Here is a 22,556-nt window from a genome sequence, read left to right as displayed (position 1 = left end):
AAGAACTTTTTTTCTGATTAAATAATTTTCTGTTTGAACTTCGACAATGTATACTCCGGAAAACGTATTTGGCAAGGAATTTCCATTCGAGGAGAAATAAGTGCGCTTGTCTGGAAAATCGATTTTCCTGTCATATCAACTACTGAAAGATTAAAAAGTTTGTCGTTGGGTGAGTCCTGAAAGAGAGATACAGATGTTGTTGTTTATTAAAGGTGCAATTGAAATGAAAATTCTTTTGGCTTCCGGCTTTTAACGGAAACGACAGGCGAGTAAGTTGAGTTTCCATCATAATCGATTTGATTAAGCCGGTAATAATTTACATCCTGATGAGGAGAATGGTCGCAAAATTTATAATCGATTCGGGAGCTTGAATTGCCGGCGCCGGTTTGCTGACCAATCACTTCAAAAGTAGTACCATCAAAGGAGCGTTCAATTTCAAATCGTTCGTTATTCTTTTCAGAAGCAGTTGTCCATTCCAGATAGTTGGTTTGTTCATCCGAATAGGCGAAGAAAGAAAGCAATTCTATGGGCAATGCCTGCTGTGAGATTTCGAAATTATCAAGTTGTGTCCAATTTTGTAATGCCCCACCCTGTAATTGAACTGTGAGGTAATTTCCATTTGAAGGAGCTGTAAAGATCACAGTTCTCTTTGTCCAAACACCGACCATAGGAAGTGGAGCAGTATAAATTAATGATCCAAAACTATTATTTACTCCTGAGATTCCAATCTGTACCGGACATGGTCCAATGGAATAAGGAGAACCACAAGCGTGATCATAAAAGCTCAGCAGATAGCTTGTACCTTGCACAAGAGGTGCCGATAGTTTTAACGAAAAGGCATCTGTTCCATTACCGGTAAGCGCAATGTACCAGTTCCCATTTTGAGGTCCTCCGCAATAAGTAGAGGATTTGATTAGATCAATATCTCCATAAGTTCCAAAAGCAAATACGTTGCTGCATGTAGCGTTGAAACTTGCATTTGTCAAGTTGATAAGATCCGAAACAGCGGAATTAGTTTCAAAACTTCCATTGATTATAGTCTGTGAATGCGAGGTTGAATAATTCAGGACCAAAAGAAACAGAAGAATCAGCTGTTTAATTGATTTTAGAATGGCCTGAAGTGTATTCGTATTTTTCAACTGATGCGGGTGTTATTCATTTCCGGAAACTCCATCAAGGGTAGTGTTTAAAAATCTTCCCAAATAAAAATAGCTGCTGTACGGGCAAAAATCACCTCCCAATGGTCAATGGAACAATTGAAGCAGGCGATGATTTAGCTGGAGGATTCGTTTTTTCGAGAATCAGGGCTCCCATTTGTTTTGCAAATTCAGTCCATGAGATTGAATTTGCATATCCTAAATTCATTTTCACCTGACAAACGCACGGAATACACCCCCGGTGAAAATTGATGCATGTCCCAATCAATTTTATTCCTTCCACCGGTACTTAAAACAGTTTCCGTTTTCAATATCGCACCCTGTAAATTAATGAGATCAATGCTTGATCGAGTGGCTGTATTGCTTTCCCATTCTATACTTAAAATGCGATTTTTATCAATTGAACATTGTACTGTATTTGGTTTCTGGATTTCCTGCGTTCCTAAAGTGTTTGTATATTTTAAAAAAGTTCCCGCGGTTCCAACAGCATATGCAAGATTAGGAGAAACAATATATAAATCGGTTATTGTAGTTGTGACCGGACTGGAAACGGATGTCCAGGTGTTTCCAGTGTCTGTCGTCATATAGATACTTCCATTTTCTCCCGCGGTGAAACCAAATCTTTCTTTGATTTGAATTGCATGCAGTGGAGTAGATGTTGTGATTACATTGGACCAGCTGAGTCCTGCATCAGTTGTTCTGAAAAGTCCGTTTGTGCTTGCAGCAAAACCTGTATCAGTTGAAGTGAAAAAAAGCGAATAAATGTTCTGTGTAAAATTCAATGATGACCATGTTAAACCATCATCAGAACTTTTGAATAAAGTTGAGCCACCACCCATTGTATTTTCCGCACCGGCATAGATTACCCCATTTCCTGTGCTGTAAACAGTATGCAATAATGTATTTTCATTATTAACTTCTGCACTGACTGTATGGTCGGTCCAACTTCCTCCGGCATTTGATGTTTTGTATAGCATTCCTTCCATAGAAGTGTAGTTGAAGTCGTAACGCTGACCAACTGCGTAACCATCGGTGCCATTTGTAAACATAACATTTTCAAGAATTCCCGCTTGTGTAGATGCTGCATCGACGATCAGGTTCCAATTGGTGCCACCATCTGTTGTCTGGATAATTCCATTACCCACAACAATTCCGTTATAAAAATTGGTAAACCAGACATCGGAGGATGCGTAAAAATAGATTTGGAACAGACTTCCTGAAGTGATGTTCGCTCCGCCATCGTTTGTATAAAACCCGAAGGGGATTCGATCCTGAGCCTGAATATACCAGCCAACTGCCATTCCTTTATCAGGATTTGTAGGATCAAAATAACATCCGTACAAATTTCTATTTGCCGGGGTTTGCAGTGCAATCCAGGATTGTGCGAATATTTGCAACTGAATGCAAAAAACAATCATTAAGGTAAGTACCTTTTTCATCAGCAATTACTTTTATTATTCTAATGTAAAATTGCATTACCTTATAGAATATTAAAATGATGATGGTCAAAACAGAAGATGAAGATTTTACGGTGGATTATGTTTTAGCTTTTACATAAAGCTTACCCGATTTTAAGACATCAGTATTGGGACATTATCCAGTGGTTTGGAAAACCGTTGCATTTGTTTAGAAGGGTGCCTTTTTCAAAAGGATTGAAAAGAGCTTGATAATGGTTTTTAAAAAGGTTTTATCAAGCCTTTTTTGCTCTTTTTTTCCCTAAATGAAGTTCCCGAACCCATTAAAAATCTATTTTATCTGGAAATACCTGTTTTTAATCAAGTTTTTAGCTGCCTTTACATAATATTTTTAGCTTTTGCTCCGGATTTTTGGTACAATTGCTATATATTCGCCTCTTTGTAATTAACTCTCTATTAATAATTTGAATACATGGCCATTTAAATTGGTCAGTGCTTGCAATCATCAACTCAAATACCTCTTATCTCTTTCTAATTATCTACTTACATGAACAAACACAAACTGTTAAAAATCAGTGTAAAAGAGTGTGCCTTGGTTTTGGCAATGCTTCTGGTTTTTCCATTGTTTTCCAATGCTCAATCCATGCAGATTACGGACTTTGTTCTGTTTTCAGGATCGGGTGGTGCAGGAACTTCCACCCCACCAACACCGGGTTATGGAGTTTTCATCGGCTCTTCGAATACAATTTCCGGAGGTTCTGTTGGAAGCTACAAACTTGTTCAAACCACTGGTAGTGGCACTGTGAATGCAAACATTTATTCACGTGAAAAGGTGACTATCGCAAACAGTAATGTGATTGGTGGCAAAATTGCTGCAGGCAATCAAGCCGGACTTACCGGAACTATTCTTTCTGTTGGTTCAAGTGCCAACTTAAGTGGAAACATTGATGTGAATGGAAATGTTGTAGTAAGTGGTGGAACAGTTTCAGGAAGAGTTACACATCCGACTGGAACAACCTATACAGGTCCGGCACCGGCGGGTGGAAACATTGTTGGAGTTCCTGCAATTCCAACGCTGCCTGCTTTGCCTGTCATCACCACATTTCCGGCTGCAGGCACTACCAATATCACTACAACACAAACCTTGTCTCCGGGTAATTACAAGAATATTACTCTGTCTGGAAATAAGACCATCACCTTTAACGGACCCGGAGTGTATGTGTTCAGTACAATTCAATGTTCCGGTAGTTCCAATAACTTCGTATTTAATTTTCAAAATTCCAGTACTGGCAACTTTTATATCTATGTTCATGGCAATGCTGACCTTGGAAAATCTAACGCGACTTTGCTGAATGGCGGCAGTGCTTCACGTATTTTTTCTGAAACGCATGGTACAGGTGCAGGATGTTCGATTTCCAATGTAGCCTGGCTGATCGCTAACGGCTCTTCCGGTGGAGGTTCAAAATGGCTGGGAACAGTATATGCACCTTATGGTGCAATTTACATTGGTTCAGGTACGGGAAACAGTAGTCTTACCGGTGCATTATACAGCGGAACCCAGGTAAATGTAAATTGTGGAGTATCTTTAACATATGCTCCATTCATAACTTGTACAACTCCAAATGCAAATGCAGGTCCTGACAAAGTGTTGATGTGTTCGGCACAAACTCTTCAACTCTCAGGTTCTTCTACAACATCGAATGTAAGTTATTCATGGACTGCTTCCGGCGGTGGAAATATTTCTACAGGCGGTGGAACAGCAACGCCTACAGTCACTGCAGCAGGAACGTACACGCTTACAGTTACTACGGCTACCGGTGGATGTACTGCTACGGATATCGCTGTCGTCACTACTAACTTCACACAACCATCCGCTGATGCCGGCCTGGATGTTTCCTTCTGTTCCGGTGGCAGTGCTTCCCTGGGAAGTGCAGCAGTTGCAGGAATGAATTATCTCTGGTCTCCTTCAACAGGAATCAGTAATACGGCAATTGCTAATCCGACTGTTACTTCTTCAACTCCGGGAACTACAACCTATACAGTATTGGTGACAAATCCATCAAACGGATGTACAAAAACAGATCAGGTAGTAGTGGAAGTAAAACCAATTCCTGCATCACTTGCAGGTACTGATGTAGAATTTTGTTCCGGTGGCAGTGCAGGTCTGGGTGCAGCACCTGTTGGAAGTAACTCATATAGCTGGACTCCTTCAACAGGATTGAGCGACGCCTCTGTCGCAAACCCAAGTGTTTCACTAACACCGGCCGGAGTAACAGTTTATACTTTGACTACTTCATTGAATGGTTGTTCATCGAATGACCTTGTTAATGTTACTGTGAACGCACTGCCGGTTCTAAACGCGGGTACTTATGGTCCTGTTTGCGCCGATGCATCCATCATTAGTCTGAGCGGATCGCCTGCAGGTGGTACTTTCAGTGGCAGCGGTGTTGCCGGCGGATCATTTGATCCTTCGGTAAGCGGTATCGGTTCGCATGTAATTACGTATAGCTATACTGATGGAAACACATGCAGCAACACTGTTACGACAACTATCCTCGTAAATAATCTTCCGGATGCTGATGCCGGCAATGACAGTTCACTTACTTGTGAAAACCCGGTAGCGACACTCAATGGTTCTTCATCTGTTCAGAATGCACAGTATTCGTGGAGCAGTTTTGATGATGGTACTTTTGATGGTCCGTCAAACGTTTCAACTCCTTTCATCAATGGAGAAGGAACATTTGTTTTAACAGTAACTGATCCTTCAACAGGTTGTTCCGCAACCGATACTGCATTGGTTGCGCGTATCCCTTGTATCTTCCCGTATTACCCTCCACCACCAGGAGGTAAAGTATTTGATTTGATTGGTGCGGAATTGAATTCCTTGTACCACAATTTTGGTTCTATCAATACTTCTGCAAATGACATTTTCGTTCTTCAGCAGGACAGTGTGTATATCGAAGTAATTGCAAAGGATGGTTTCTATCCAACTTTGCTTGCGATGCTTCAATCACCTGCTTATGGGATGGTTGATTTGATTGACAACGGTGATACTACTCTTATTGTGTCCGGTAAATTCCCTGTATCTCATTTGTTGAGCCTGGATAGTTTGCCTATTGCACAATACATTGATTACGCTCGTCCGTTGTTCCCGGCCATTTCAAATGTCGGTGTTGCAAATACAGGTGGAGACGTCGCGCAGTACTCTGATTTTGCAAGAAATGGATTCAATGTAAAGGGAGAAGGAGTGAAGGTTGGAATTATATCTGATAGTTATAACACGATCCTTGGAAATCCTGCATTGACTGACGTGGTGAATGGTGATCTTCCCGGAGTAGGTAATCCGGATGATCCGAACCCCGTGCATGTATTGCGTGATTATCCTTATTCAAGACTTTCCGATGAAGGTCGTGCCATGGTTCAGATTGTTCATGACATCGCTCCTAAAGCTGATTTGGCTTTCCGTACCGGATTTATCAGTGCAGGAGATATGGCACAAGGTATCCGCCAGTTGAAACAGGAGAATTGTGATGTCATTGTCGATGACGTAACATTTATCACTGAACCTTTCTTCCAGGATGGAGTTGTTAGCCAGGCGGTGGATGAAGTAGCGGCTCAGGGAGTATCTTATTTCTCTGCTGCAGGTAACTTCGGTAGTCGTTCTTATCACAGTACATTCAATCCTGCACCTGCTCCTTCAAATGTGACCGGTATGGCTCATGATTTTGGTGGCGGTGACATCTTCCAGAGTTTATCTCTTGTACCCGGAACATATACCATGGTTCTGCAATGGCAGGATTCTATTTATTCATTGTTCCAGACACAAACCGGAACACAGAATGATCTTGACTTTTATCTCACCTATGATAACGGTAAAACACTATTTGGATTTAACCGGAATAACATTGGTGGCGATCCATTGGAAATTCTTCCATTTAATGTAACTGCAAATACAACTATCAACCTTATGGTTGTGCGTGCATCAGGAGTACAAAATGTAGATTTCAAATACATTGTATTCCGTGGAAATCTCACCATCAACGAACATCGCGCAGACAGTTCTACCATTGTTGGCCAGGGAAATGCCCGTGGTGCAATGGCAGTTGGTGCCGCTCGTTATACAAGAACTCCCGCATTCTGGGGATCACCTGCACAAATGGAATCGTTCTCTTCAACCGGAGGAACACCAATCAACGGTGTAGTTCGTAACAAACCTGATTTTACCGCTCCGGATGGAGTAAATACCAGCGTAAATTTCAATAGTCTGGATCTTGAAGGAGATAATACACCAAACTTCTTCGGGACTTCCTGTGCTGCTCCGCATGCCGCTGCAGGAACAGCTCTCTTGCTGAGTGCGAAGAAAAAATTCTATAACACTACAATTACTCCTGATAGTGTGCGTGCCTTGTTACAGAGAACAGCTTCTGATATCGGCACGGCAGGGTTTGATTACCAATCCGGCGCAGGATTGATTGATATCGGTGCGGCAATGCTGACCATGGCCGCTCCAACTCCAGTGATTTCCGCGCTGAATGTTCCCGGAGGCGTTACTCCCGGTACTGTTCAGTTTGTTGTGTCTGTTGACGGTAGCTTCTTTACTACACAGTCAAAAGTGCTCTTCCGCGGTGATACAATTCCTACCAGCTTCATTGATGGCAGTCATGTATTAGCAACTGTTCCAAACTTCTCAGGTAATCCTGCCATTCAGGTACTCACACCTTGTATTACTCCTTCTTGTACAGATGGTGGTATTTCCAATGCACTGTATTTCTTCTCACCAGTAAAGAAAAATGTAGTAATTACCGCTGAGAATAAAACAAAGAAATACGGAGAACTCCTCCCCACATTCACGGCTTCAGTTACTGTTGATGGGGTAGATCAGGCAAGCTCAGGATTTTCGCTTTCTGACCTTGGTCTTGACAATCTTGGATTTATATCTTCAGGAACAAGTTCCAGCAACACCGGAGTGTTTTTCATCCGACCTGTCTTGGATACTGCAGCCCTTGATGTCAGCTTTAAGGAATTATTCAATTATTCATTTGTTGACGGACAATTGAGTATTACTAAACTTCCGTTGGTGATTTCTCCGAAAGATACTACTCTTGTTTATGGAGATAAAATCGGTGACTTTGGTTTCCAATACGATTACGATCAGTCCAATATTGATCCGGGTGTGCAACTTGCATTCCTGAATTCAATTGAAGCTGAACACGAATCAACTATGGCAAATGCTATCGCACTTGTTGATGGCAGAGTGGTGACCAGCGGAAGAGTTGTTACCAGCTCCGATCTTGTTACACTCAGTATGATTGCAAGCGGTCGTGTTGTTACCAGTGGTCGCGTCGTTACCAGTGGACGCGTAGTGACCAGTGGTGTTACCGTCACCGACACAACAATCATTGTTGATATTGCTCCTCAATCTATTTTTGATTATCAGAACGATTCATCAACTGCCGTACTTCAAAGTCCGGGTGCAGGTTTGCATTCAAGAGCCTTGTTGAATGGCCGTGTTGTAACGAGTGGAACCGGTGTTGTCAACGGACGCGTAGTGACCAGTTCAGTTCCGATTGTAAACAGTTCTTCTGCTTCTGATTCCAGCAACCAGAATGTTGTTGTGATTATTGACGAAGGCGACGTGAATGCTCCTCCGGGAGATGAGCTGGGTGGCTTGCAATCCATCAACATGGTAACAGGTACAACTGTCGGATCATGGTTCATTGTTCCTGGTGCTTTGTTGTCAAACAACTTCGATATCAGTTATGAATTGGGAACACTGACCATTTTACCGGATACACTTACCATCACTGCTGATGATCAAAATCCGGCATGTAATAGTATTCCTGCATTTACTTCAAGCATTGAAGGATACCATTACCAGGATGATGCATCGACTGTATTTGCATCTGATCCTTCTTATTCTATTCTTGACAACCTGAATCAGGTTGTGAATGGAGTACCTGCAGGTGGAGTATACCAGATTGTTCCTCATGATGCACAGCTTCTTCCGGAAGCGAATTATATTCTGGAATATGAAAACGGTACATTGACAGAACCTGCATTGCTGAGCCTTACCGCGACACCTGCACAACCATCATGTTTCGGTGAAACCGGAAGTGTAGCTTTGGATGCAGAAGGTGGTACCGGAGCTTACCAGTTTGATGGTGATGCAACAAGCAACCTCAATGGAGGTAATTATAATTACACTGTAATGGATGACAATGGTTGCATTGCGACTGCTTCAGCTACTGTGAACACTGCACCTGATCAGTTGGTATTGACTGCTACCGCAAATCAACCATCCTGCTTCGGACAAACAGGTAGTGTTACCCTGACTGTAACAGGCGGAACAGCCGGGTATACATATTCCGGTTCTGCTACCACAAATCTTGCAGACGGCATTTATAATTACACTGTAACGGATTCTAAAAATTGTACAGCTAATACCTCTGCAACAATTACAGTTCCATCAGCTGTAAGCGGAACAACATCATCGACTGCTTCAGGTTGTGGAGTAGGAACAGGTAGTGTTTCTGTCAGCCCTTCAGGTGGTACTCCTGGTTATACATATTTGTGGTCTCCGGGTGGAAACACAACTCAAACCGCAACAGGTAAAGCGGCAGGTACATATACTGTAGTGATTACTGATTCAAAAGGTTGTACTGGAACCGCAATTGCAACAGTCGGACTTTCCGGCTCTGTTCCTGCTATTCCTGTATTCAATGACTGGGATGGTTATGGCAGCGACAATCCTTCTTACGGAGTTTGTGGCGGAAGTACTTACGACTTCGAGTTGGATTCGGTATCCAATGTAACTTCATACACATGGACAGCACCTCCGGGCGCGATCATCAATGATGAATGCGGTCATTCCGGTAACCCACTTACTACAACACAGGCTTACTATAACAATTGTGGTCCTGTAGGCGGTCATCCGGAACTGGAAATAACTTTCCCATCCGGATTTGTTTCCGGTGTAGTCACAGTATATGCAACGAATGCTTGTGGTAATAGTCCTGTAGCAAGCTGGTCGGTTCAATCCAAACCAAATGCACCGGGAGCAATTTCCGGTCCGGTCACTAATCTTTGTAAAAAATCCGGACAGGTTTATTCCATCGCTGCCGTGCCCGGGGCTGCATCTTATACATGGACAGTTCCATCCGGAGCAACAATTACAAATAACTATGGTACTTCCATTAAAGTTACTTATGGAAACAGCTTCACCAATACAGGTACTATTACTGTAAAAGCAAATAACTGTTGCGGATCCAGCGCTGTAACTTCTCTTGCTGTTTCAGCCAGAACAGCACAGCCCGGAACAATCAGCGGGTCGGCTTCAGTGTGCAAGACACAAACATCAGTACCGTATTCTGTAGCCGCTGTAACCGGAGCAACTTCGTATACATGGACAGTTTCAGGTGGCGCAACGTTTGTCGGCACTGCAACTGGAGCATCGGTAAATGTGAGATTCACGTCTTCTACTTCTACTTCAGTAACTTTGACTGTGAAAGCAAATAACTCTTGTGGTTCATCGGTTACAACTTCAAAAGTGATTTCAGTGAATTTGAGTTGTCGTACCCTTGAAGGAGAACAGGAAGTTTCACTTGATGAAATGAGTGCATATCCAAATCCAACAGCTGGTAAACTGAATCTTTCATTTACTTCACCGGCTGCCGACAAGTATGTATATCGCATCACCAATCTTCTGGGAGATGTAATGCTGAATGAAATCAGTCCGGTTGTTGAGGGTAATAACCTGAAAGAATTTGATCTTACAGGCTTCTCAAAAGGAATTTACTTCCTGAGTGTAGAGAAGGCCGGTGAAATCAAAACAATCCGGATTACTGTCGAATAAAAACTAATTTTTCAGAAAAACGAGCTGTTGCCAAACCCGGTGACAGCTCGTTTTTTTTTAATGAGGTTAATGAAATGCCGGTTTTTGTATAATTGGATACCGGATGAGTTCTCAGACACTAAAATATTTGTACTTTTAACCTATTCATTCAATCAACCTTTATGAATTTTTGTAGAAGTACAGTCTTTCTCATTCTGTTCCTGAAAACTTTTATAAGTTTTTCCCAGGATGCAAAGATTGACAGCCTGAAAAGTGTGCTGCAGGGTTCCGCTGAGGACACATTAAAGGTGAATACTCTTATTGAACTAAGCAGACTCAGTCGTACCGAAAAGCCGGAAGAAGCTGTCCGTTATGGAAAAGAAGCGATCGAACTTGCTACCAAGCTTGGGTTCAAAAGAGGTTTGGCTTATGCTTACAAATGGACTGGGGTAGGCTATTTTATCCAGGCATCCTATCTCGATGCGATGCCTTATTACGAGCAGTCGTTGAATATGCTGGATTCGATTGGAGATAAAAAGGGTAAGGCCAGTATGCTTGGCAACATTGGTAATATCTGGTACAATCAGGGAGTACAGGATAAGGCCATTGATTTTTATCTGAAATCACTCAAGCTGGCAGAGGAAATTGGTGATTCTGACAGGGTGATTACGATGCTCATCAATATCGGAGCAGTGTATACCGATAAGAAATCTACCTATGATAAAGCACTGGATTACCTCCGCAGGGCCTATCCTTTGAGTGAAGCGATCAAAAATACGGATCTGGTAGGTACTACTACTGTAAACATTGGTGAGGTTTTTTATAAAAAATATGAAATAGAAAAGAATGAAGAGAATAAGCAAAGAGATCTTGATTCAGCTTTGTTTTATTTCAAGAAATCCGTTGTTGCGTACCAGGGAACAGAGAATCTGCCTTACGCTCTGAATTATATTGGTCGCGTCTACCTCGCGGAAGATGATTTTTCTAAGGCTATCCAATACCAGCAGGAAGCATATAAAATTTCCAAAGAACTCGGTGCCAAAAATGATATGATGATTTCTTTGCTGCGTATGGCACAGACCTATTTTGAAAAGCAGGATATTCAACTTGCTCTTTCATCGTTTAAGGAAGCGGAGGCCATTGCAGCGGAAACAGATGCGAACAAGGAACAGAAGGAAATTTACGAGGGAATTTCAGCGGTGTATGCGGAGCTGAATGACTATAAGAATGCATATAAGTATCAGACCATGCTGATCCGTATCAAAGATTTATTGTATGATATTGACTCAGATAAAAAACTCGGGACCTTGCAATTTACCTATGATCTGGACAAGAAAGAATCCAAGATCAAACTGTTGACCAAGGATCAGGAGCTGAAAGAGCAGGAGATTAACCGGCAAAAACTTGTCCGGAATAGTTTCATGGGAGGATTCGCGATTGTCCTATTGTTTGCAGGAGTATTCTTCTCGCAACGTAACCGTATCTCCAAGGAAAAAAAGAGAAGTGATGAACTTCTGTTGAACATTTTGCCTGAAGAAACTGCTGAAGAATTGAAAACGACTGGAACTGCAAAAGCGAAAAGTTTTGATTCCGTAAGTGTGCTCTTTACAGATTTCAAAAATTTCACACAGGCTTCTGAGAAATTGTCACCGGAAGAATTGGTTGAAGAAATTAATCACTGCTACTGTGAGTTTGATAAGATCATTACAAAGCATGGTATTGAAAAAATTAAAACCATCGGTGATGCTTACATGTGCGCGGGAGGATTGCCCGTCTCGAATTCAACTCATCCTGTAGATGTTGTTCAGGCCGGACTGGAAATGGTAGAATTTATAGAGCGAAATAAAAATGAGAGAATCGCCAAAGGCCAGCCTTTCTTTGAATTGAGATGTGGTGTTCACACCGGACCTGTGGTTGCCGGTATTGTCGGAATTAAAAAATTCGCATACGATATTTGGGGAGATACTGTAAACACAGCCTCTCGAATGGAATCCTCAGGTGAAATCGGGAAAGTAAATATCAGCGGTACTACTTATGAGCTGATCAAAGACAAATTTCATTGCGAACACAGAGGTAAAGTGAAAGCAAAGAACAAAGGGGAGATTGATATGTACTTTGTGAGTGGCGCGATTGGTGGGTAGTTTTTAGTGGTTAGTGTTTAGTGGTTAGTGCTTAGTGGTTAGTGCTTAGTGCTTAGTGGTTAGTGGTTAGTGCTTAGTGGTTAGTGCTTAGTGGTTAGTGCTTAGTGGTTAGTGGTGAATCCCGACTCACGATTCCCGTCTCTCGTCCTCTGTCCCTCGTCCCCAAAAAAGCATGACATTTATTGCCGGATGATCCCACGAAAGTCATAAAAGGGGGGAAATTGAATTTGTATATTGGAGTCGTTTTGAAATAATCAGGTTGTTGCTTTATGTATCACAAACATAAAATTGTTGTTGTCTTACCGGCTTATAATGCAGAAAGGACTCTGGAGCAGACCTATAAAGAAATCCCCCGGGATATTGTTGACGAAGTGATCCTAGTGGATGATCATTCTTCTGATCACACTCCGGAATTAGCGCAAAGACTTGGTATAGAACATGTTATAAGGCATGAAAAGAACAAGGGTTATGGAGGCAACCAGAAATCCTGTTACAATGCCGCGCTTCGCCTGCATGCGGATATTGTGATCATGCTTCATCCGGATTATCAGTACACTCCAAAACTTATTACGGCCATGGCTTCGGTCATTGCGGATGGTGTTTATCCGGCTGTAATCGGTTCCAGAATCCTTGGTGGTGGTGCATTGAAAGGAGGAATGCCGAAGTACAAGTACTTTGCGAATCGATTACTCACCTTGTCGCAGAATATTCTGATGGGACAAAAACTTAGTGAATACCATACCGGATTCAGGGCATATCACAGTAAAGTTTTGAAAGCGATTGATTACAATGGTAACTCGGATGATTTTGTTTTTGACAACGAAGTCCTTGCTCAGATTTTTCACAAACGATTTGAAATCGCAGAGATCACCTGTCCGACACGTTATTTTAAAGAAGCTTCAAGCATCAATTTTAAGCGCAGTGTCAAATATGGTTTGGGGGTATTGAGTGTATCACTCAAGTACTTTTTTCATCACCGCGGATTGTACAAATGGGATCGTTTAAAATAGATTATCTCAGTTCAAAAAATTATTTTTTCGTCGGCATCTGGAATTGATCTCTGTCAAGTGGATGATTTGGTGACAAAGCATTGACTTCCTGCCAGGCTTCAATGCCATTTTTCGTATCATTCTTCAGGAAATAACAACCTCCAAGATTGTACCATGCATCCACATTTTTATCATTTATATCCACTGATTTCCTGTAAAAAACAATCGCGCTGTCGAGATTTCCATTTCTGAATTGTCTGTTCCCTTCATTGTACAGGATATCGCCAAGTGTCGCATTTCGCTTTTGTGCAGTCGCATTGGTCGGATCAAGAATCTGGGCTTTCTTCCAGTAGTCTGCTGCCTTGAAATAGTCCAAAAGCCCGAAATAAGCCATTCCCAGATCATCGTAGATAAAACGATAGTGGGGATAAATTTCCAGGATTCTTTCATCGTAATACAGCGCTTTCCTGAACTGAATATTCTTTTTTTCCTGAGTAGGTTCTGATTTCGCTTTCTGAATGTGCTGTCTAGCTGCATACAAGTTAGCTCTCACACTATTAGGCACCGTCTCTACATCTTTGAGAAACAATGTGTCATTATTTTTCCAGTCGGCATTTCTTGTAATGGTTTTGATCGCCCCGAGTGACAACAAAATTACCAATACCACTGTCCCCGGTATAGCGGCTTTTTCAGATATTTTGAGATAGATCAAGGATATGGCTATGCAAAATGCAAGCGAAGGCTGGAATAACAAACGTTCGGCAAGTGGTGCTCCGATATCAATGATAAAATTCGAAAACAGGAATATACTAATGAAGAAAAACAAAATACAAAATGAAGCCATTGATTTTTTCCTGAAAGTCAGAATTGCATAAACTATCATTCCTGCAAGCAAAATGAAAGATGAAATGAATTTTACGGAACCTAAGGAGAGGTATGGGATCTGATTGAATCCATAATCAAAGGAAAGGGGATGTGGGAAAATTAATAGGCCGAGGTACTTAACCAGCAGAAAGACTTTGGTGGCAAATGCTTCCGTTTTTGTGGCATAATAAAATGGCGCGTTGAGAACGTCAGTTACTGTGTCATAATGAAAACCGACAATTGCAATCCGTAGCGCCATATAGGCTATAAAAATCAATACGAGCGGAATTGCATAGACAGCTGATTGCTTTACTGATTGACCAAAGAAAAAATAGGCTGTCAAAGGAACAATGGCAATGAATGGTACAGCACTTTCCCGCGTTAATAGTGCAAGAAAGAAGCACAGGAATCCCAATAACAGCAATGGGATTGATTTATTTTTTAGATAACGGATAAATGTAAAAGACGAAGCAATTAGCAAAAGCGATACGATGAGTTCATCTCTGCTTTTTACGTTCGCGATAACTTCAGTATGGATGGGGTGAATGACAAAAATGAGACAGGTAAAAAAGGCGAGGTACTCATGATGCTCTTTGAATACGTGCTTTTTCAACAATATAAAAAGGAAAGCGATCAGGAAGGCAAACAGGAGGATATTGATCAGATGACTCATCAGGGGATTTACTCCGAATAATTCATATTCTATTGCAAAAATGACCAAAGCAACAGGCCTGTATCTCCCTCCGGATAAATCACTATCTTTCTTTTCAAGACCAAAAAAGAATTCAGTCTTCAGGATTTCCGGAATTCCTTTGATGCCTTTTTGGACCAATGAATTTCCTGTCAATACCACCGCGTCATCCAGTGCATATTCATTAGACAAGGTGTTGATGTTTAATCCAAGTGCAAGTATGATAAGGATCAGGACTTGTTGACCTGTTGTAAGTTTAAATTTTTTCATCCTTTTGTATTTCAATTCTTGTGGAAACAATTGTACTAAATTATCCTTCTTTTTACTTTAGCGAACTCTGTATACATGATTTTCTTCTGATAATTTAATTTCATCTGTCAACTGAGTCTTTTTTTTCCTCAAGTATTTTTTGAAGACTCAATATAGCATGTTCATTTTTGGGATTCAAATCTATTGACTTTTCATATTGAATGATGGCTTCTTGAATATTTCCCTTGTACATATTTTTTGATGCTTCTCCGACTAATACATCACTTAAATATGACGTCCATTTGATAGTTTCGGGATTTTTTGGTTCCAGCCTGTACGCGGTCATCCATTCATCGGCAGCGCTGGTATAATTTCCTTTGTGAAAATAAACCAGACCTAAACGCAAGTAAGTATAGGCGAATTTATTATGAATTTCCAGGGATCTTTTTGCGTACTCTTCAGCCTTGTCAAGGAATTCATTTCTGAGTTTCAGGTCTTCAGATTTATTTGCTTTGATTATGTATTGTTCGCACGCATACAGGTTGATCCTGGCACTGTTCGGTGAAGTTTTTACATCAATTAAAAAGAGGGTTTCATTATTTTTCCATTCCTGGTTTCTGGCAATTGTTTTGGCAGAGAATAGAATAAGCGTTATGAATAGTACTGTGGTTGAAGTTGCTCTGGAAAATTCCCGGACTTTTATAATAAATAAGGCAAAAAGTAAACAGAAGGCTAATGAAGGTTGGAATAAAATTCGTTCTGCCATTGGAGCTCCCAGGTCAAACAGGAAATTTGTTCCTATGGAAAGTGTTGCAAAGAAGAATAAGATTGAAAAGGAGATGAGTGATCTTTTTTTGAAACTGATTATTGCAATAAGAATCAAAAGGAAAATTATGATTGCTGAGATGATAAATTTAGCGTTGCTAATTCCTACATAGGGAATTTGATTATAGCCATATTCTGTACTCAGATGTAATGGAAAGATGCAAAGTGATATGTACTTTATTATGACAAAAACTTTTGTCGCGAAAGCTTCCATGGGACTTGCATAAAGATAGGGCGAATTGGTAACATCGTTTACCGGGTATTCCGCGAAACCTACAACAGCATATCTTAAAAGCATATAAGCCGAGAATACCAAAAGATAGGGAATGGTATGCCTGATAGATTCTGAAACGGAATTTTTACTAAAAAAGTAAATTATCAAAGGAAGCGTGAGGATAAATGTCAGGGCGGTTTCCTTGGTTAACAATGCCAGGAAAAAAGCTGCGAGTGATAATACTAGAAATGCCGGTCTTTTTGTTTCCAGGTATCGAAAAGAAAGGAGAAATGCGCCAATTGAAAATAGGAATACCAGAATTTCATCCCTGCTTTTTACATTCGCGATTACTTCAGTATGAACGGGATGGGCAATGAATAAAAGTACTGTGAAAAAGACCAGTGAATCCTCCCTCTTCGGGAATAAATGGCTATCGAACAATTTATAGAGTAAAAGAATCAGGAGGGTGAAAAGTATAATATTTATCACATGACTAATCATCGGATTCGCTCCAAAAAACTGGTATTCCAAAGCAAAGGAAATCAGAGAGAGTGGCCGGTATCGGGCGCCTGCAAGAATATTCGCTTCACTCGAATAGCCGGCTATATAATCTGTTTGTAGTATTTTCGGAATTCCCTTGATTCCCTCTTTCACAAATTTATTTTCCGTGAGCACAACGATATCATCAAGAGCATAGTCGTGAAACAGCGTGTTTATATTTAAAGTCAGGCTAAATAGAATCAGGCTGATCAGCTTGAATTTATTTGAGAGATTAAATGTGCCTGATGAAATCATAAATAGTTTTGTGTCCGATGAAAATGCTTATCTGGTTAGAAAGAAATCCAAATTTAAGGGGTGTTGTGGATCCAGCTGTTTTACTCTTTGCCAGGATTTCTCTGCAGTGACTGAATCTCCATCAAGATATTGTAATCCACCCAGGAAGTACCAGGCTTCAGTATTCTGAGGATTCAGATCGGTTGCTTTTGAGTAATTCATGATAGCTTCTTTTGTATGACCATTTTCAGTCAGTAAATTTCCCCGATAAAAATAATCTTTACTCAATACATTCAGGCAGATTCTTGCTTGTGGTGAAATGGAATCCAGCTGATAACTTTTCTTCCAGAGTTCAGCGGCTTTGTCGAAATTTCCTTTGTAATAATATGGAAATCCCAGACTGATATAAGCAGTGGCATAACCAGGGTAAATCCGGATGCATTTTTCACCATAGGTGATGGACTTGTCCAGATACTGATTTTTCAGCAATTCATCCGGTTCTTTCTCAGCCCTGGTTCTGTAGATCTCACAGGCGGCCCAGGTTGTTCTTGCGCTGTTCGGAGTTGATTCAGCATCTTTAAGGAAAAGAGTTTCGTTGTTTTTCCAGTCTGAATTGCGTAGGATAGTTTTAGCCGAATAGGCTGAAAGTATTCCGGCCAACAAAATAAGTGTAATGGGTTTTGATTTGTTGTAAAGTTTGGAAAAACCGGCTCCAAGGGCGATGCAAAATGCCAGTGAAGATTGAAACAGAAGGCGCTCTGAGAAGGGAGTTCCGATATCCACCAGTAAATTTGATGCAATTGAAATTGTGATAAAAAAGAAAAGAATGGAAAAAGAGAGAATTGGATTCTTTTTATATAAACTGTATGCAAAGTAAAGGAGTGCTCCAAGAGTAATTATTGAAGCAATGAATTGAAAGGAACCCGGTTCGATATAGGGAATCTGGTTAAAGGAATAATCACAGGAGAGGGGAGAAGGGAAAATGAGAATTCCAATATACAATAAGAGAATGTAAATCTTTGTAGCAAAAGCCTGTGCAGCTGTCGCGAACAGAAATGGGGCATTTAATATATCTGTCAAAAGTGGTTTCGTTGTACTTACAATGGAAAAGCGAAGAGCCAGATATATGGCGAGAACAATCAGGAATGGAAATGATTCTTTAATCGCATTGAATAATCCTCGTTTATAAAAGAAAAATAAAGCAAGCGGAAAGATGAGGACAAAAGTAACTGCGCTTTCCCTGGTGAGGAGAGCAAAAAAGAAAGTGGTCAGTGCAACAGCCAGATAGAATCCGGATCTTTTTGTACTGTAGGATAAGAAAGTGATGAGTGATAATGCGAGTAAAAGAAAGGCGATTAATTCATCCCTGCTCTTGACATTTGCAATCACTTCAGTATGTATGGGATGGGTTACAAAAAGAAGGCAGGTAAAGAAAGAAAAGTAGACAGGATACTCCCTGAACAGATATTTACTTAGCAGACGGTAAAGTAATACTATGAGCAGGGCGAAAAGTAAGACATTGATCAGATGACTAATAACCGGATTATCTCCAAAGAACTGATGTTCGAGCGCAAAAATAATTAAGGAAAATGGTCTGTATCTCGATTGATTTAATAGGTTTTTATCAGTAGTCCCTGTCATCAGGTCATTCCCAAGAATTTCAGGAATTCCTGCTACTCCTTTTTGAACATATTTGTTCTGAGTGAGCACAACATAATCATCGAGCGCATATTCATTTTGAAGCGTATTGAAATTCAATCCCAAAGCAAGGACCAACAGGATGAACAAGTGAAAATTGCCGGTTTGTGTAAACAATTTGAATTTCATCATTTGAATTGCAGACACCCTGACCAGGGCAAGGGATTGTGTTTTTGAAAATCTTCCGCAGTATTAAAATTAGTGAAAAGTAATTATTGGATAGGTAAATTTGTTCTTTGAATTCTAATTATGAATTTTATTCAATTTTATAGTCACGGACTATATTTTCAATTCCTTTTTTGTTGAGAATCTGAATATCTCTTTTTGTTCTGTAGATCAATTTTTCACTTTCAAAATCGCTTAGCTGTCGGGTGACTTGTTCGGGTGTAGTGCCTGCGATGTCTGCAATTTCTCTTCTGCTCAATTCGATATTCAGTGTTTTTGATTTTGGATCGATTCCGAAAATTTCATTGAGATAATCAAATGCTTCCGCCACTTTTTCACGGATATTCATTTGTGCATGATATTTTACCCTTAGTTCAGTTCTTCGCAGTTCAAGAGCGTAAAAGAGGATGAGATTGTAAGCGAATTCAGGGTTGTTCATACACGCTTCGCGGAATACATTGGTTTCAATAAAACACACAATGGTTTCCATCATCGCGATGGCATTAAAATAGTACTTGTCATTTCCAAGCACTCTGTGACCAAGAATATCGCCATCAGAAGCCAAACGTACTACCTGTTCTCTGCCATTTATATTGGTAGTTACTACCTTTATTCCACCTCTCATGATGAAGTGAATTCCCTGCATTGTATTTCCTTCCCTGAAAATGGCGTCACCCTTTTTGTAAATATTTTGATTCTTTAAGGCAGAAATAATACTTAAATTTTCTCCTTTGCAGAATTTTTTCAGGAAACAATTCGAGCTTGTACAATTGCTGCATTCAATCATTTGTCTCATTGCTCTGAATATTTATTTGCCGGTAGTTTGATTATAATTTCCTGAATACAATTCTAATAGGAGAGAGGGTTGTGATTTTCCCCATGACATCTCAGGTAGCACCGCCCTTTATTGGTTCCAAGATCTTCAAATCTCAGGATACCACTACTGGATGGAGTTACATAGTTGGTGTTGAAATTGATTAAATTACTATTGTTGGCAGCTGTTCCCTGCAGACTGCTTATTCCGTGTGAATCATGACATGTACTGCATGATGCTCTTTCACCTGAAATATGTTTACTGTGTTCTTTAAAAGAGATATCGTTCATTATAGAAGTGCTGCTATGGCAATTGTAACACAATTGGAAATTGGAAACATTATAAGTCGTATTGTCTGTCAGAATGTATTGGGATTTCAGAATTTGCGGATAAATAGATCCATGTGGTCCGGCAGGCGATCCTGCACCATTGCTGGCATGGCAGTCGGTGCAATAGATAATACTGGTTCGTGAAAGAGGTGAAATGAGGCTTGGTACACTTGCATTTACACCTGGTCCTGCTATTGGATGGAAGGAAGGATTATTGAGAGCGAATTCCAGTCTTACATTATTCTGAATGATCCTCCGTGGTGTTGTCGGACCTGTTACCGGATTATCGGAGTGACAGCGATAGCAGATTTCATATTCATTCGTCACCGGGTTCACTGCAACACCGCTCTGATTTATTCCTTTGACTCCTTTATTCGGTCCTCTGACGGCAGGAGCGCTTGCAGTGGTAGCATTCGCTTCATGCGCGCTATGGCAATCCACGCATTCAACGTGCCTGGTACTGACAGCACTTGCTTCTGTTGGGTCATGAGTTCCGGTGTATCCGTACACATTATGTTTATACGCTTTTGCGAATTCAGCCTGAATATTTTTTGTCGCTACATTTCCATTATGACAATCCAGGCAATTGTCTTCTTCAGCAGGGTATTTTAGCAATCTTTTCAATCCACCGGAATTGTGAGGATTATGGCAACTTTCGCAGGCATTCTCAGCAACGGTTGTCCATGGAGTGAATGGCCATGGATTCGGTGCATTGTGATTCCAGGTTTTTGTTGATGTTTTATGACTGGATGTCGACCAGGAAGGCTGGGCATGGCAGGCGATACAGATATTTGAATATTGAGATGAGGCAACAAGAAAATCAGTGTATAAATTTTTATGGGGATCGTGACAGGAAGTACATTGAAGCTTGTTGTTCTCTAATGTAATCTGTGATCCCAATGTGGCAGGATTGTTCAGGTGGCCATTTGCAGCAACAAGAGCAGCATCGTAGGTAAAAGATACAGGGTGATCATTCCTCAGGTCCGTAGAAAGATTGCTTGGCCCGGCAGGCATGTTTGATGTATTCGCGAAACTGATTGTAGAACTTCTGCTCAATACACTTCCGAGAGCTACAGTTCCATCATGGCAGGATAAGCAAAGTATGGAAGAGCCGCTTGGTTGTCCGGGCAGGGCTTTCATCGTTGAGCTCGTATAAGGCGAATAAGTAGACCCGGGGTCATTTCTGTTCCAAAGTGGAGATTGGGGTTTGCTATTGTGCGCTGTATGACAGAAAAGACAAATTTCTGTTTCTCCTGTAGCTTTGACTGAACCCGGACCGGTTACAGAAAGATTGTGTTTTGTATTCACTATTGATTGTGCATTTATTCCAAATGAAATGCACAAGAGTATGAATGTGTGAAAAAGGAATTTCATTTTTCACCTCCTGTAATTAAATGAAAGATCTGTACTCTTGAATTGTATGTATCAGAAACATAGATTCTGTCATGTTCATCGATATAGATCCCTGACGGCATCCAGAATTGACCTTCATCCTGGCCCTGAGAACCGAAAGAGTAAAGGAAATTTCCTTTTATGTCAAAAATCTGAACTGCATGGAATAAAGCATCCGCGACATAAATATGCCCGAAGGAATCCGTCGCGATGCCTTTCGGACTTGCAAAATAGCCTGTCGCGTCACCATTTGAACCAAAGACGGATATTACCAATCCTTCTTTATTAAAAACCTGAATACGAAAATTCATCGCATCCACTACGTAGACTTGTCCCTGATTATCGATCCACAGATGAGTTGGAAAATTGAAATTCCCCCACGATGTTCCTCTGTTTCCGATGGTTCTCAGGATCTCGCCTTTGTTATTCAGCACTACAAGTCTGTGTTTACCTGTTTCTGTTACCCAGATTTCATTGGTGATTTTTGAAAAAGCAATACCTGTGGGTTTTTCCAGTATGAGTGAGTCATTCAATACTGAGCATTTTTTACTATCAGGGTCGAGTATATAAATTTTATTTTGATAGGAATCTGTAAAAAGAATTTTGTGGTCAGTATATTGACATACTCCGACCAGCGAATTATAATGAAACTTTGATTTGTTGAGGTAATGCGGAATTTTTTCTTTCCCTTTTTCTACACGAAAAACCGCATTGTTTTTTTGGTCAAGCACCCAAAAAGTATTCGGGTCAGAGGCTACCAGTGAAACCGGTTTGTTTAAATCAGGTGTATTATCTCCCAATAGAACATCTCTCAATTTGTGTGTAAAGGACTTCTTGTGCAGTTTGTGTTCTGCAGATGGCCATTGACTGACAAAGTCAATCGTACCACTTTCATATTTAACCGGAATTTTCAGTCGCAATGAGTCCTGTGACCTGGCGGACACATTGATGAGAAGAAAAAATGCAGTGGCAAGCATATACTGCAGTTTATTTATTTGTGATTTAAAT

At 40.7% G+C, this 22,556-nt stretch carries 11 protein-coding genes; 3 read left to right on the top strand and 8 right to left on the bottom strand.

Going from position 1 to position 22,556, the window contains the following annotated elements; translation table 11 throughout:
- Nucleotides 1-206: 206 nt before the first annotated feature.
- Entirely contained in the window at nt 207-1,139 is a 933-nt protein-coding gene (locus IPP86_17465; GenBank protein ID MBL0140289.1) for a hypothetical protein, read from the bottom strand.
- Between the two features lie 188 nt (nt 1,140-1,327).
- Nucleotides 1,328-2,596, bottom strand: coding sequence for a hypothetical protein (locus IPP86_17460; GenBank protein ID MBL0140288.1), 1,269 nt, complete (start codon nt 2,594-2,596; stop codon nt 1,328-1,330).
- 523 nt (nt 2,597-3,119) lie between these two features.
- Between IPP86_17460 and IPP86_17455 the strand changes: the two genes are divergently transcribed.
- The 3 genes from IPP86_17455 to IPP86_17445 all read left to right on the top strand — a co-directional run bounded on the left by IPP86_17455 (nt 3,120) and on the right by IPP86_17445 (nt 13,554).
- Nucleotides 3,120-10,424, top strand: a complete 7,305-nt coding sequence (locus IPP86_17455) for a T9SS type A sorting domain-containing protein (protein ID MBL0140287.1) — start codon at nt 3,120-3,122, stop codon at nt 10,422-10,424.
- A 161-nt stretch (nt 10,425-10,585) separates the two neighbouring features.
- Nucleotides 10,586-12,544 (top strand): tetratricopeptide repeat protein, encoded by a 1,959-nt coding sequence (locus IPP86_17450; GenBank protein ID MBL0140286.1) that lies wholly within the window; start codon nt 10,586-10,588, stop codon nt 12,542-12,544.
- Nucleotides 12,545-12,813: 269 nt separating this feature from the next.
- Entirely contained in the window at nt 12,814-13,554 is a 741-nt protein-coding gene (locus IPP86_17445; GenBank protein MBL0140285.1) for a glycosyltransferase family 2 protein, read from the top strand.
- A 19-nt stretch (nt 13,555-13,573) separates the two neighbouring features.
- On the opposite strand, the gene IPP86_17440 is transcribed toward IPP86_17445, so the two are convergent.
- From IPP86_17440 to IPP86_17415, 6 genes are all read right to left on the bottom strand, one after another.
- A complete protein-coding gene (locus IPP86_17440) occupies nt 13,574-15,358 on the bottom strand; it encodes a DUF1736 domain-containing protein (GenBank protein ID MBL0140284.1) in 1,785 nt (594 codons plus the stop codon).
- 100 nt (nt 15,359-15,458) lie between these two features.
- Nucleotides 15,459-17,171 carry a glycosyltransferase family 39 protein gene (locus IPP86_17435; protein ID MBL0140283.1) on the bottom strand — a complete coding sequence of 571 codons (1,713 nt, stop codon included), beginning with the start codon at nt 17,169-17,171 and terminating at the stop codon, nt 15,459-15,461.
- Nucleotides 17,172-17,198: 27 nt separating this feature from the next.
- Complete coding sequence (locus tag IPP86_17430) at nt 17,199-18,980, bottom strand: tetratricopeptide repeat protein (GenBank protein MBL0140282.1); 1,782 nt, start codon at nt 18,978-18,980, stop codon at nt 17,199-17,201.
- 124 nt (nt 18,981-19,104) lie between these two features.
- Entirely contained in the window at nt 19,105-19,809 is a 705-nt protein-coding gene (locus IPP86_17425) for a Crp/Fnr family transcriptional regulator (GenBank protein MBL0140281.1), read from the bottom strand.
- A 53-nt stretch (nt 19,810-19,862) separates the two neighbouring features.
- Nucleotides 19,863-21,530 carry a hypothetical protein gene (locus IPP86_17420; protein MBL0140280.1) on the bottom strand — a complete coding sequence of 556 codons (1,668 nt, stop codon included), beginning with the start codon at nt 21,528-21,530 and terminating at the stop codon, nt 19,863-19,865.
- Nucleotides 21,527-22,525, bottom strand: coding sequence for a 6-bladed beta-propeller (locus IPP86_17415; protein ID MBL0140279.1), 999 nt, complete (start codon nt 22,523-22,525; stop codon nt 21,527-21,529). The genes IPP86_17420 and IPP86_17415 overlap by 4 nt, the downstream gene beginning before the upstream one ends.
- Between the last annotated feature and the right edge of the window lie 31 nt (nt 22,526-22,556).

The sequence above is a fragment of the Bacteroidota bacterium genome, assembly GCA_016720935.1.
GTDB lineage: Bacteria > Bacteroidota > Bacteroidia > AKYH767-A > 2013-40CM-41-45 > JADKJP01.
The sequence above is the reverse complement of the archived record's forward strand: the minus strand, read 5'-3'. Positions and strand labels throughout refer to the sequence as shown.